General features: G+C 73.1%; 15 protein-coding genes (1 of these 15 cut by a window edge). 10 read left to right on the top strand and 5 right to left on the bottom strand.

Annotation, left to right across the window (positions count from 1 at the left end):
- Positions 1-7: 7 nt before the first annotated feature.
- Together L3i22_RS45140 and L3i22_RS45135 are read left to right on the top strand one after the other, a co-directional pair.
- Entirely contained in the window at positions 8-649 is a 642-nt protein-coding gene (locus L3i22_RS45140) for a bifunctional 4-hydroxy-2-oxoglutarate aldolase/2-dehydro-3-deoxy-phosphogluconate aldolase (RefSeq protein WP_221323560.1), read from the top strand.
- A 146-nt stretch (positions 650-795) separates the two neighbouring features.
- Positions 796-1,692, top strand: coding sequence for a sugar kinase (locus L3i22_RS45135; RefSeq protein ID WP_221323559.1), 897 nt, complete (start codon positions 796-798; stop codon positions 1,690-1,692).
- Positions 1,693-2,012: 320 nt separating this feature from the next.
- On the opposite strand, the gene L3i22_RS45130 is transcribed toward L3i22_RS45135, so the two are convergent.
- Positions 2,013-2,789: a MerR family DNA-binding transcriptional regulator gene (locus L3i22_RS45130; RefSeq protein WP_221323558.1), complete on the bottom strand. Its 777-nt coding sequence runs from the start codon at positions 2,787-2,789 to the stop codon at positions 2,013-2,015.
- 61 nt (positions 2,790-2,850) lie between these two features.
- Between L3i22_RS45130 and L3i22_RS45125 the strand changes: the two genes are divergently transcribed.
- The 4 genes from L3i22_RS45125 (at position 2,851) to L3i22_RS45110 (ending at position 5,507) form a co-directional block, all read left to right on the top strand.
- Complete coding sequence (locus L3i22_RS45125) at positions 2,851-3,300, top strand: DUF6194 family protein (protein ID WP_221323557.1); 450 nt, start codon at positions 2,851-2,853, stop codon at positions 3,298-3,300.
- Between the two features lie 68 nt (positions 3,301-3,368).
- Complete coding sequence (locus L3i22_RS45120) at positions 3,369-3,953, top strand: isochorismatase family protein (RefSeq protein WP_221323556.1); 585 nt, start codon at positions 3,369-3,371, stop codon at positions 3,951-3,953.
- 7 nt (positions 3,954-3,960) lie between these two features.
- Positions 3,961-4,845, top strand: coding sequence for a GlxA family transcriptional regulator (locus L3i22_RS45115; protein WP_221323555.1), 885 nt, complete (start codon positions 3,961-3,963; stop codon positions 4,843-4,845).
- Between the two features lie 14 nt (positions 4,846-4,859).
- Positions 4,860-5,507, top strand: coding sequence for an HAD family hydrolase (locus tag L3i22_RS45110; protein ID WP_255657635.1), 648 nt, complete (start codon positions 4,860-4,862; stop codon positions 5,505-5,507).
- On the opposite strand, the gene L3i22_RS45105 is transcribed toward L3i22_RS45110, so the two are convergent.
- The 4 genes from L3i22_RS45105 to L3i22_RS45090 form a co-directional block, all read right to left on the bottom strand.
- A complete protein-coding gene (locus L3i22_RS45105) occupies positions 5,498-6,301 on the bottom strand; it encodes a pectate lyase (protein ID WP_255657634.1) in 804 nt (267 codons plus the stop codon). The genes L3i22_RS45110 and L3i22_RS45105 overlap by 10 nt on opposite strands.
- Positions 6,302-6,376: 75 nt before the next feature.
- The gene (locus L3i22_RS45100; RefSeq protein ID WP_370644303.1) at positions 6,377-7,411 is read right to left on the bottom strand and encodes an XdhC family protein; all 1,035 of its coding nucleotides are present in this window, start codon (positions 7,409-7,411) and stop codon (positions 6,377-6,379) included.
- Complete coding sequence (locus L3i22_RS45095) at positions 7,359-7,925, bottom strand: NTP transferase domain-containing protein (protein ID WP_221323553.1); 567 nt, start codon at positions 7,923-7,925, stop codon at positions 7,359-7,361. Before L3i22_RS45095 ends, L3i22_RS45100 begins: the two co-directional genes overlap by 53 nt.
- 47 nt (positions 7,926-7,972) lie before the next feature.
- A complete protein-coding gene (locus tag L3i22_RS45090) occupies positions 7,973-9,340 on the bottom strand; it encodes a hypothetical protein (protein ID WP_221323552.1) in 1,368 nt (455 codons plus the stop codon).
- Between the two features lie 148 nt (positions 9,341-9,488).
- Between L3i22_RS45090 and L3i22_RS45085 the strand changes: the two genes are divergently transcribed.
- The 4 genes in view from L3i22_RS45085 to L3i22_RS45070 are tightly spaced (at most 5 nt apart) and all read left to right on the top strand, a layout consistent with a single transcriptional unit that may run on beyond the window.
- Positions 9,489-10,409 (top strand): hypothetical protein, encoded by a 921-nt coding sequence (locus L3i22_RS45085; RefSeq protein WP_221323551.1) that lies wholly within the window; start codon positions 9,489-9,491, stop codon positions 10,407-10,409.
- On the top strand, positions 10,406-10,858 hold the full coding sequence (locus L3i22_RS45080) for an ABA4-like family protein (RefSeq protein ID WP_221323550.1): 453 nt from the start codon (positions 10,406-10,408) through the stop codon (positions 10,856-10,858). The genes L3i22_RS45085 and L3i22_RS45080 overlap by 4 nt, the downstream gene beginning before the upstream one ends.
- A 5-nt stretch (positions 10,859-10,863) precedes the next feature.
- The gene (locus tag L3i22_RS45075) at positions 10,864-12,114 is read left to right on the top strand and encodes a sensor histidine kinase (protein WP_221323549.1); all 1,251 of its coding nucleotides are present in this window, start codon (positions 10,864-10,866) and stop codon (positions 12,112-12,114) included.
- Positions 12,111-12,530, top strand: partial view of a response regulator transcription factor gene (locus tag L3i22_RS45070; protein WP_221323548.1) — the 5' portion only. Its footprint extends 207 nt past the window's final position; only the first 420 of its 627 coding nucleotides appear in the window; its start codon is at positions 12,111-12,113; its stop codon lies beyond the right edge, outside the window. The genes L3i22_RS45075 and L3i22_RS45070 overlap by 4 nt, the downstream gene beginning before the upstream one ends.

The raw sequence follows: 12,530 nt of genomic DNA, 5'->3' as shown, positions 1-12,530 counted from the left end.
CGACGATGTGACCGACCAACCCGCTCCGCTCGATCCCGTCTCCGCCGCCGTCGTCGACAGCGGCATCGTCGCCATCCTCCGGGCCCCGTCCGCGGGTGGGTTCGCCGCGATCGCCGACGTGCTGGTCGACGCCGGCATCACCGCCCTCGAGGTCACCCTCACGTCGAACGGCGCTCTGGAGGCCATCGCCGATCTGCGGCGCCGGCTGCCGGCGGGCACGATCATCGGCGCCGGCACCGTGCTCACCCCGGACGATGCCGAGGCGGCCGTGGCCGCGGGGGCGTCGTTCCTGGTCTCGCCGGTGCTGGACACCCTCGCCGGGCAGGACGTGCCGTGCTACCCGGGGGCCTACACGCCGACCGAGGTCTACGCCGCGTACCGGGCCGGGGCGCCGCTGGTGAAGCTCTTTCCGGCCGGGGGGCTGACACCGGCGTACCTCAAAGATCTTCGTGGTCCGTTGCCGCAGGTCCGGATCCTGCCGACCGGCGGGATCAACCTGGACGACATCGGGGCCTGGCTGGGCGCGGGGGCCGCGGCGGTCGGGCTGGGCGGCCCGCTGATCGGGGACGCGGGCACCGGCGGCAGCCTCACCGCGCTGGCCGACCGTGCCCGGCGAGCGGTCGACGCCGTCGCCACCGCCCGATCATGACCACCTCGCCGTCCGCCGCGGCTTCGTCTCCGGGGCCGGCTTTTGACTCCGGCCCGGCCGCAACCTCGTCTGCCGGCCCGGCCGCAGCCTTGTCTGCCGGCTCGGCAGCGGGCTCGTCCGGGGGGCTCTTCACGCTCGGTGAGGCGATGGGGATCTTCGTCGCGGACGGGATCGGCCCGATCGAGCACGCCCGGGCCTTCACCCTCGCGGTCGGTGGCGCGGAGAGCAACGTCGCGGTCGGCGTCGCTCGCCTCGGCGGCTCCGCCGCCTGGCTCGGCCGGCTGGGTCCGGATTCCACCGGGTCGCTGATCACCGGGCGGTTGAGAGCTTCCGGGGTACGGGTGTGGGCCGTCCCCGACGAGGCCCCCACCGGCCTGATGATCCGTTACCGGCGATCCGCCCAGTTCATCCACGCCGACTACCACCGGGCGGGCAGCGCCGGATCCCGCCTGACCCCCGCCGACCTGCCGCTGCCGGCGATCGAGTCGGCCGGGGTCCTGCACGTCACCGGCATCACCCCGGCCCTGAGCACGACCGCCCGAGCCACCGTGTTCGCCGCCGTGGAGGCCGCCCGCGCGGCCGGGGTCCCGGTCTCGTTCGACGTGAACTACCGCGGCAAGCTCTGGTCCCGCTTCGACGCCACCCCGGTCCTGCGCGACCTGGCCGCGCTCGCCGACGTGGTCTTCGCGAGCCCGGAGGAGGCGGCCCTGTTCGTCGACGCCGCCGACCCGGTCGACGGGCTGGCCGCGCTCGGCCCGTCCGAGGTGATCCTGAAGGACGGCGCCAAGGGCTGCGTGGCGCTGATCGACGGCGCCCGCTACACCCTCCCGGCGCTCCCGGTCACCGCCATCGACCCGGTCGGCGCGGGTGACGCCTTCGTCGCGGGCTACCTGGCCGACCGCCTGCTCGGCGCCGTGCCGGAGCAGCGCCTGCGGACGGCGATCGCGGCGGGCGCCTTCGCGGTGACGGTCCCGGGGGACTGCGACGGGGCCCCCACCCGAGCCGAGCTCACCGCCCTCACCGGCGCCGACATCCACCGCTGACCCCGGCCCGCGCGCCCGACCCCGGCCCGCGCGGCTGGCCCCGGCCCGCGCGGCTGGCCCCGGGCCGCGCGGCTAGCCCCGGGCCGCGCGGTCGGGTGGCCCTGCGGGGTGCCTCAGCCCCCGCAATCGAGCCCTGAGCGGCGCCTCGCCCCTGCTGGCCGGCGCGGCCTCAGCGCCAGCCGACGGAGACGCACCCTTCAGCGTGAGCCCGCGGAGACGCCTCTCAGCGCGAGCCGGCTAGGGGCGGGGCGGCGAGGGCCGTTCGGGCGCGGGGCGGGGCGGGGCGGGGCGGCGAGGGGTGCTCGGGCGCGGGGCGGCGCTTATGCCTGGGCGAGGAATTCGGCGAGCCGGGCCGCGGCGGTGAGCATCGCTTGCCCTCGCCCGGTCAGCCGGGTCCGCCACTCGGCCAGCGACGACGCCAGCGAATCCGCCCCGCCCGCGCTACGGACCTGCCGCAGCACCGTCGCGATGTGCGCCAGCCCGTAGCCCCCACGACGCAGCAGATGCGCCAGGTCGGCGTCCCGGACGTCGTCCGCGGAGTAGAGCCGCTGCTGGCTGGCCCGGTCCCGAGCCGGCACGAGAATCCCGGCCTCCTCCCATTTGCGCAGCGTGGCCGGGGTAACCCCGAGCCGGTGAGCAAGCGCACCGACCGGCAACCCCCGGCCTGCGGGTTGCTGCGGGGTGAGCCCGCCGGCCGGCAGCTCCAGGGTGGGCGCGCCGGCCGGCAACCCCAGGGCCGCGGCGGGCGGCGGCTGGGTGAGCAGCCCGGCGGTGGCCTCGACCGCGGCCAGGGTCTCGCGGTCCCGGATCAGGGCGGCGTGACCGGCGTCGATCGTGGTGAAGGCGACCTCGAGATCACCGCCGAGCACCGCCCGCATGATCACCCCAGCGGGCCCGTGCCCATACGCCGAGGCGAGCGCGAGAAAAGCACTCACCGCGACCATGTGCCGTTCCTCGTAGGCGCGATATCCGCTGGCGGTGCGCTGAGCCGGCGGGATCACCCCGTCCTGCTCATAGTTACGAATAGCCTGCGCGGAAAGCCCGTGCCGCCGCGCCAGATCCACCGGCCGGAACGCCGTACTTTGAGACTTTGGCATCGCTCTCCAGGCATTCTGCACGACAACCCTCACCGGGTGCCTCAACGATACGATAGAGGTCATGCCTACCGATCTCCCGACCCTCGACCTCCTCGCCGACCGGATCCGGAGCCTGCCGGACGTGTTCCAGCTGATCGCCGGCCCGGGCACCGGCGCACCCGAGCTGAGCTGGGGCGACCATTTCTTCTTCGTCGGCGAGGAGCGGATGCGCCCGTTCGCCACGATCGTCGTCCAGAACGTGCCCGGCTTCGACGAACGCTCCGCCCTGGACCGCCCCGGTGTCTTCCGGCTCAACGTCGAGCTCGGCCGGGCAAAATTCAACGAGCTTTTCGGGTACGGCCCGGAGGAGTTCCCCACCCACCAGGACGGGATCGACTTCGCCGAGGCGGATCGCTGGTTCCCGCATCCGGTCTACGCCACCCAGGGCTGGGGCTCGATCGTCTGTCCCGAGTCGGACGTCACCGACCTGATCGCGCACGCCCACCGGCGTTCCCGCAGCCGGGCCCGGTGACCGGATCGGTCCGGCAGCGGGCCGGATGGTGTCTGTCCCGGCGCCCCGTCCGGCGGTGAGATGGAGTCATGACTGAAGCCCTGATTGTCATCGACGTGCAGGAATCGTTCCGGGCCCGCCCGCTCTGGTCCACCCTGAACAACCCGGACGTGATCGCGAACGTGCAGCGCCTGGTCGACCACGCCCGCAACGCCGGCCACCAGGTCATCTGGGTGCTGCACTCGGAGCCGGGCAGCGGCGGCACGTTCGACCCGGCCAACGGGTTCGTCCGCCTGGTCGACGAGCTGGTCCCGGCCGACGGCGAGCCCACCCTGGTCAAGTTCGTGCACAACGCGTTCACCACCACCGACCTGCAGTTCCGCCTCACCACCGCGGGCGTCCACAAGATCACCGTGTGCGGCCTGCGCACCGAGCAGTGCGTGGAGACCACCGCCCGGGTCGGCTCCGACCTGGGGTACGAGGTCACCTACGTCACCGACGCGACCGCGACGTTCCCGATCCCACACTGGGACGCCCCCGCGGACCTGACCGTGGCGGAGCTGCTGGCCGACCCGCGTACGCTGGCGTCCGCCGACATCGTGACCCGGACGGAGTACGCGCTGGCCGGCCGTTTCGCGACGATCAAGACCACCGCCGAGGTCGAGAAGGGGTGACCGGATCGTGAGCCAGGTGGTCTTCGTGCTCACCCCACAGGTCCACCTGCTCGACCTGGCCGGTCCGGCCCAGGTCTTCTCCACCGCGCCCGGCTACACGCTGCACTACGTCGCGGAGAGCACGAGCGTCCCCACCTGGCAGGGCGCGGTGCTGCACGCCGAGCTGGAGTGGCCCGAGCTGACCCCGGACGACCTGGTCGTCGTCCCGGGGTGGCGCTCCGGTTACGGCTGGTTCGGCGCGGCGACGCTGCACCGGATCGCCGGGCATCACGCGGCCGGCGGCACGGTCGCCAGCGTCTGTGCCGGCGCCGACGCGCTCGGCCGGGCCGGCCTGCTCGACGGCCGCCGCTGCACCACCCACCACGATCTGCAGGACACCCTGGCGCGGACGTTCCCGAAGGCCGGCGTGGTCCGCGACGTCCTCTACGTCGCCGACGACCGGGTGGTCACCTCGGCCGGCATCGCCAGCGGCATCGACCTGGCGCTGCACCTGGTGGCGCTGCGGCACGGCCCGGCGGTGGCCGCCCGGGTGGCCCGGGAGATGGTCGTCTACGCCCGGCGCAACGGCGACGAGCGGCAGGCCAGCGCGATGCTGCGGCACCGCGCGCACCTGTCCGACGTGGTGCACCGGGTGCAGGACCGGATCGACGGGTCGTTCGCCGAGCCGCTGCTGCTGGGCGAGCTGGCCGCCAGCGCCGGCGTCAGCGAACGGACGCTGACCAGGCTGTTCACCGCCGCGACCGGGCGCACCCCGCTGCGCTACCAGCAGACGCTGCGGGTCGAGCGCGCGGAATATCTGATCGGCCACGGCTCGACGATCGAGGCCGCCGCCCGCGCGGTAGGTTTCGGCGACGCACGGATGCTGCGAAGACTACGAGCGAGGGCCGGTTGACGCTACAAGGAGTTTTGTTCGATCTGGACGGCACGCTCGGGGATCACGATTCGTCGGTCGAGACGGCGCTCAAGGCCTGGCTCCCGACGGTCGGGATGGTCGCCGACGACGAGGCGATCGCCCGCTGGCACGCGGTCGCCGAGAAGCATCTGGCCGCCTGGCGGCGGCGCGAGGTCGACTACGCCGAACAGCGCCGCCGACGATTGCGGGAGCTCGGTTTCCCGTACGGCGAAGAAGCTCTTGATCTGATCTTCGCCGGTTATCTCGTCGAGTATGAGAAGGCCTACCACGCCTACGACGACGTCGCCGAGGCGCTGGCCCTGGTCGCCGCGAAGGGTCTGAAGACCGCCGTGCTGACCAACGGCGCCGCGACGCAGCAGCGGGGAAAACTCGCCCGGATGGGCCTGGCCGATCTCGGGCCCGTGTGGACTCCCGACGATCTGGGGATGGCCAAGCCCGATCCGGGCGCGTTCCGCGGGGCAGTCGCCCGCTGGGGACTGAGGCCCGGGGAGGTCCTCAGTCTTGGGGACAGGCACGATCTGGACGTGCTGGCGGCTCGCGCCGCCGGGCTGCGGGCGGTTCACCTGGACCGGCTGGGGATCGGGCCGGCCGACGAACCGCACCGCATCGGCTCACTGCGGGACCTGGCCGACTACTTGTAGGTCACGTTGGCGGTGGTGAACTTGCAGTTCACCCCGTCGCCGCCGGTCGCGCCGGTGAACGTCGTCAGCTTGGTCGGCTCGGCGCCGGTGTTGTTGCCCTTGAAGGTGATGCAGACGGCCAGCTTCTTCTTGGTGTCGTTCACGATCGTGATGTTGGACAGCGTCGCGGTGTCGCCGTAGTTCGAGTTGATGCCGACCAGCGACAGCCCCGGGTACGTCGCGGTCACGTTGTCGATCACGACCTTGCGCTTGTACTGGGTCTTGCAGTTGCCGCACGAGCGGTACAGCTTGCCGAAGTCGTCGACCGCGAAGTTCTTGATCGTCAGCGTGCCGCCGCCGTTGTGCTGGAACACCTTGTCGTCGGCGCCTTTGGCCCCGCCGCCGTTCACCGTGTAGACCGCCGAGGTGCCGCCCTTGAAGGTGGCCGCGTCCTCGCCGACGTTGTCCCACCAGACGTTGGTCAGCGTGCAGGAGCCGAGGCAATGCACCCCGTCGGCGGCCGGGTCACCGAGGATCACGTTCTTCAGCACGGCGCCGTCGGCCAGCTCGAACAGCGGGTCCTGGTCCTCGTCCTGCGAGTCGGTGCCGAGCGCGCCGCTGCCGACGAACCGCTTGAGGGCGCCGTCGAAGGTGCCGGAGACCGCCTTGGTCGCGGTCAGCTTGGTGGTTCCGGTGGCGGTCGGCCAGGTCGCCGCCGAGGCGCCCTGGGTGTAGACGACCGCGCCGAGACCCAGCCCGACCGCGGTGATCGCCACGAGACCGGCACGCCAGCGCTTCCGCAGATTCTTGAACACGTCGAACCCTTCGGGGATTGGTGTCGGGGGACATCCGGGGAGTGCGCCCGCGACCCGGAAAGGTTGCTCGCCGGTTCAGAGTTTTTTGTGGACCGGCCCGGAGAGTGTGGAGAGCCGTTCGGCGGTCCCGCTGTGCCGCAGCGCGATGATCTCCGCGGCGATGCTCACCGCGGTCTCCTCCGGGCTGCGCGCGCCCAGGTCCAGCCCGATCGGCGAGCACAGCCGGGCCAGCTCCGGCTCGGCCAGGCCGGCCTCGCGCAGCCGGGCCAGCCGGTCGTGGTGGGTGCGCCGGGAGCCCATCGCGCCGACGTAGCCGACGTCCAGCCGGAGCGCCAGCTCCAGGGTGGGCACGTCGAACTTCGGGTCGTGGGTGAGGACGCAGAGGACCGTGCGGCTGTCGATCCGGCCGGCCGCGGCCTCGGCGGCCAGGTAGCGGTGCGGCCAGTCGACCACCACCTGGTCCGCGCCGGGGAAGCGGCGGGGGGTGGCGAAGATCGGCCGGGCGTCACACACGGTCACCCGGTAGCCGAGGAAGCCGCCGATCCGGGCGACCGCGGCGGCGTGGTCGGTGGCGCCGAAGACCAGCATCCGGGGCGGCGGGAAGAAGGGGATCACCGTGCGGTTGTCGGCGGGCTCCGAGCGTACGTAAAAATCGGTTTTAAGAATGGAATATCCGGTTTGCTCCACCAGCAGGGCGACCGGCCGCTCGGCCTCGACCGCCGAGGTCAAATCCGGCAAATCCGGAAATGTGGTGTGGTCGACCCGGCCGATCGCCAGGTCGATCGTCCCGCCGCAGGGCAGCCCGACGCCGAGCGCGAGATCGTCGGCCACCCCGAAACTGGCGGTCCGCGCCTCGCCGGTCTCGGCCACCTCCAGGCACAGGTCGTAGACGGCGGCCTCCACGCACCCGCCGGACACGCTGCCCACCGCCACCCCGTCCGGCCCGACCGCCATCGCCGCGCCCACCTGCCGGGGCGCGCTCGACCAGGTCGCGGTCACGATCGCCAGCCCGGCCGGCTCGCCCGCCGACCACCAGCGCAACAGGTCGCCGAGCACGTCACGCATCGAGATCCCCCGGGTGGTCCAGGTCCCGGTCGTCGGCCACGTCACCGACCTCGACCACCAGCACCTCGTGCGCGCGCAGATAGTCCCGCGCGCCCCGATCGCCCGTCGCGCTCGCGGCGACGCCCGCCCAGTGCTCCCGCCCGAGCAGCACCGGATGCCCGCGCCGCCCCTGATAGCCGCCCATCACGAGGGCGTCCGGGGCGGCGTGCGCGGTGATCCGGCGGACCGCCTCGGCCGTCACGCCGGGCATGTCGACCAGCAGCACGACGACCGAGGTCAGCGAGTCGTCGCTGCTCAGCGTGGTCAGCCCGGTGCGCAGCGAGGAGCCCATCCCGGTCGCCCAGTCCGGGTTGAGCACGGTTTCCGGCAGGTCCGGCGCCGCTTGCCGGACCTCGTCGGCGCGAGCGCCGAGAACCACCAAGGTCCGCTCGCAACCGGCTTCGCTCAGGGTCGCGGCCGCGCTCCGCACCAAAAGCCGATTACGGTACGGAACGAGCGCCTTCGGCATGCCGTACCGACGTCCCGCCCCGGCCGCCAGGACAAGACCGGCCGTGATCATCCATCGAGCCTAACTACGGCGTGTTACGCGCGTGGTGCCGTTGTTTGTTACAGGAAACCTCGCACCGCGGCCAGCGGCAGCGCGGTCCGCGGGAAGTAGGCCGTCCGCCACAGCCCGCCGTGCGCCGCCGCGATCGTCTCGTCCCGCCACGCCGCCGCGTCCGCGACCCGGGGTTTCCGCAGCTGATGGACCATCAGGACGGCCATCAGCCGGCTGGCCGTCGCCGGGTCGAAGACCTCCACGCCGAACAGGTGCGCCCCGGCGTAGGCGGCCTTGAGGAGCCGGTTGTTCAGCACCGACCGGGTCCGGGTCGGCGGCGCCACCGCGAAGCTGACCAGGCCGTCCCGCCGCCCGAGAGTGGCCCGCCACCGGTGGATCCGCTTGGCGAGGGCGTAGTTCGGGCCCTGCTGCGGCACCAGGCTGTCGTTGATCCCGGGGACCGTCGCCTGCGGATAGTTCGGTCGCAGCAGCTGCCCGCCGGAGATCGGCGCGGTCACCCGGGCTCGCAGCCCACGGGCCGCGAACCGGGCCCGGGACTCCTCGACCGCGCCGGCCGGCACCGCGTAGACGTCGGTCGGCGTGGCCAGCACCGCGAGCGCGGTGTCCGGCCGCTGCTGCCGGACGTGCACGGCGAGTGCGTCGACCGCGGCCGCCAGCTTGGGGTACGCGTTGCCCGGCGCGTACCCGTAGTTGCCCAGCACCAGCTGCCCGTCGAAACCGAGCAGCCAGCTCGCGATCTGCGGGAACTCGGCGCCCAGGTCCGCGCCGAGCGCGCCGTCCTTACCGGCCGGGGCGATCAGCCGCCCGGCCGAGGCCTTCGCCACCCCGGTGATCCGCTCCCACAGGTCCGGCCGGGGCAGGTCCACCGCCAGGACGGTCGCGCCCCAGCTCAGCAGCCACTTCAGCGGGCCCATCTCGGCGCCGGCGCCGAGCAACGCGAACTTCAGGTCGCTCAGGTCCAGCCAGTCCGGGTTGGCGGCGACCTCGCGGACCGCGTCCGCGCAGGACTCCTCGATCACCCCGGCGGCGACCCAGGCGTCCAGCCTCGGCACCAGGTCCAGCTCGCGGTCCGGCGCGGCCGAGCCGGTGAACTCGATCGACTCGTACGGCCGCTCCGGCTCCGCGAGCAGCGCCTGGGCCAGGGTGAACTCGCCGTCGTCGCGGACGTACCGCATCCGGGACTGCAGCGAGAGCAGGCCGGCCTCGGCGATCTCGTAGCCGGCCGCGCCGTCCGCGCTCAGCCCGGCCTCCACGAGCGCCCGGAAATGCCGCGGGTAGCCACGCCGCCAGTCGGTCTCGCGCTCGGCGGCCGCGGCGGCGGCCGGGTCGACCGGGCGCAGCGCGTCGGCGACCACCGCGCGGCCCAGGGCCGCGCTGCTGCGGCGTCCGTCGGAGTCGGAGGGGAAGTCGGTCACGCCAGGGGATGCGGGGTGCACCGCGCCAGTATCGCGTCGTCCTTACGGGTGACGTCTCCTACCCCGGTAGGAGACGGTCCGGCCGAACGGCCGCGGGTGCGGCCCCAGGGCGGGCGATTCCGGCCCGCCGGGAACCGAGTCTGTCGATATGACAATCGTCGACGTCCTGAAGCCGCCCCGCGGTCACCGGCCGCTCACCGTGCTGACCTGGGCCTCGGTCGCCCTGGTCCTGATCACCGCGGTCGGCCTGTTCGCCGACTCGCGCATCCTGACCGGGGTGCCGATCTGGCTCAAGCCGTTCAAGTTCGCCGTCTCGTTCGTCGTCTACAGCTGGACGCTGGCCTGGCTGCTCTCGGTGCTGCCCAAGCGCAGCCGGGTCGCCGAATGGTCGGCCACGGTCATCGTCGCCATGCTGGTCGCCGAGATGGCGGTCATCGTGACCCAGGTGATCCGCGGTACCACCAGCCACTACAACGAGACCACGCCGCTGAACGCGACGCTCTGGTCGATCATGGGCGCGTCGATCATGGTGCTGTTCCTGGCCCAGCTGGTGATCTCGATCGTCGCGCTGATCCAGCGGATCCCGGACCGGGCCACCGCGTACGCGATCCGGCTCGGCCTGTTCATCTCCCTGCTCGGGATGGCCGCCGCGTTCCCCATGACGTCCCGGAAGAGCCTCGAGGGGACGATCGGCGCGCACAGCGTCGGCGTCTCCGACGGCGGGCCCGGCCTGCCGATCACCGGCTGGAGCACGGTCGGCGGGGACCTGCGGATCGGGCACTTCGTCGGACTGCACGCGCTGCAGGCGCTGCCGCTGCTGGCGTACGCGCTGAACCGGTGGGCGGGCGGCCGGTTCGACGCGGTGACCCGGGCGCGGCTGGTGCTGGTGGCCGGGCTCGGTTACGCCGTACTCGTGCCGCTGCTGACCTGGCAGGCGCTACGCGCGCAACCGCTGCTGCAGCCGGACGCGACCACCCTCGCCGCGTTCGCCGCCCTGGCCGTCGCCACCCTGACCGGAATCGGTCTGGTCTTGAACCGGGCACGCAAGCCGGAGATGGTGACCGCATGACCGGGTTCCTGTTCGAGCTGACCTTCCTGCTGGCCGCGCCGTTCTGGGCGCTGATGATCCTGCTCCCCGGCTGGTCCTGGACCCGGCGGATCATCGCCTCGCCGCTGATCGCGCTCCCGGTCGTGCTGATCTACGCGGCGTTGGTGATCCCGGCCTTCGGCGAGGTGCTGCCGGCGGTCACCAACCCGACCCTGGGCGGCGTCCGGGACCTGCTCGGCACCGCGGACGGCGCGGCGGCCGGCTGGGCCCACATGATCGCGTTCGACCTGTTCGTCGGCCGCTGGGCCTGGCTGGACGCCCGGGAACGCGGCATCCCGCACCTGGTCGTCGCCCCGATCCTGGTGCTCACCATCCTGCTCGGGCCGCTCGGCCTGGCCGCCTACCTCGCCGCCCGCACCCGCTGGCCGCTGCCGGCGCCGACCGCTCCGGAGCTGGGGGCTCTACGCTGAGCGCCATGGCCAAGTTCCTCGATGCGCGGGACACGCTCACGCGCATGGTGCTGCTCGACTGCAGCGGACTCGGCTACCTGCTCGTCATCAATCACACCGGACCTTCGCCGACCCCGCTGCAGTGGCTGCTGGCGGGGTTGGCGTTCGCGTCCGCCCTGTTCCTGCACCGCCGCCCGCCGGTCAACCTGATCATCCAGACCGCGCTGTTCGCGGTCGCGATGCTCCGGCTCGACGACGCGACGATCAACCAGGTGGGCACCGCGTGGGCGGTCGGCGAGCTGGCCCTCTGGGCGCCCCGGACCGGCTACCTGGTCGCCGGGATCAGCCTGGTCGCGGCCGCCTACGTGGTGTGCGACCTGCCGCAGCAGACCGGCCAGATCATGCCCTCACTGGCCGGCCTGGCGATCAATCTCGGACTCCCGACCCTGCTCGGCCTGGTCGTGCGGACCACCCAGGAACTCGGCAAGCGCGCCGAGCAGCAGGCCGTCTCCGAGCAGCGGGCGGCCCGCGCCGACGAGCGCGGCGCGATCGCCCGCGAGCTCCACGACGTGGTCGCGCACCACGTCGCCTCGATGGTGCTGCGGGTCGGTGTCGCGCGGCACGTCATGCCGGACGCCGATCCGCGGGTCGCGGAGGTCTTCGACGACGTGCACCGCACCGGGACCGCCGCGCTGGCCGACCTCCGCCGATTGGTCGCGGTTCTTCGAGACCCCGATCGCGTACGGGGGGATGCCGCGCTCACCGCCATCGACCCCACGGCGCTGCCGGCCGCGATGGACGGCGCGGTCGAGACGGCCCGCCGCGCCGGAGTGATCGTGGAGGCCGAGATCGACCCGGCGATCACCACCCTGGACGCGGTCCGGGGGCTGGCGCTGCTCCGGCTGACCCAGGAGGCGCTGACGAACGTGGCCAAGCACGCCGGCCCGGAGGCCCGCGCCTCGCTGCGGGCCGTGATGGACGACGCCGACCTGTGCTGGTCGGTGCGGGACGACGGCGGGCTGCGCGCGTCCGCGCCCGGGGCGCCGCCGCCGGGTGGCGGGCACGGGCTGACCGGGATGCGGGAACGGGTCGCGGTGCTCGGCGGGTCGCTCACCGCCGGTCCGGACGGTGCGGGCTGGCGGGTCGCCACCGTGCTGCCCGCCTCCGCGGTCGCCGGGTCCACTGCCGCGGATCCCGCGACTGCTCCGGCCGCCGCCGATGCTACCGTCGCCGATGCTGTCGCCGCCGATGCTGTCGTTGTCCGGGAGGACAGGTGATCCGGGTGCTCCTGGTCGACGACCAGCAACTGATCCGGGCCGGCCTGCGCATGCTGCTGGACGCCGAGGCCGGCATGGAGGTGGTCGGCGAGGCCGGCGACGGCCGGACCGCGGTCACCCTGGCCGCGCAGCTGGTCCCGGACGTCGTCGTGATGGACATCCGGATGCCCGGCGTCGACGGGATCACCGCCACCAGCCGGATCATGTCCGAGCGCCCGGCCACCCGGGTCCTGATCCTCACCACGTTCGGCGACGACGACCACCTCTACCCGGCGCTGCAGTCCGGCGCCTGCGGGTTCCTGCTCAAGGACGCCCCACCCACCGAGCTGCTCAACGGCATCCGGCAGGCCGCGGCGGGGGAGAGCCCGTTCAGCCAGGACGTCCTGCGCCGGCTCGTGCGCCGCGCGGTCGACGCC

The organism is Actinoplanes sp. L3-i22 (assembly GCF_019704555.1).
Taxonomy (GTDB): domain Bacteria; phylum Actinomycetota; class Actinomycetes; order Mycobacteriales; family Micromonosporaceae; genus Actinoplanes.
This window is presented reverse-complemented; position numbering and strand designations above follow the sequence as displayed.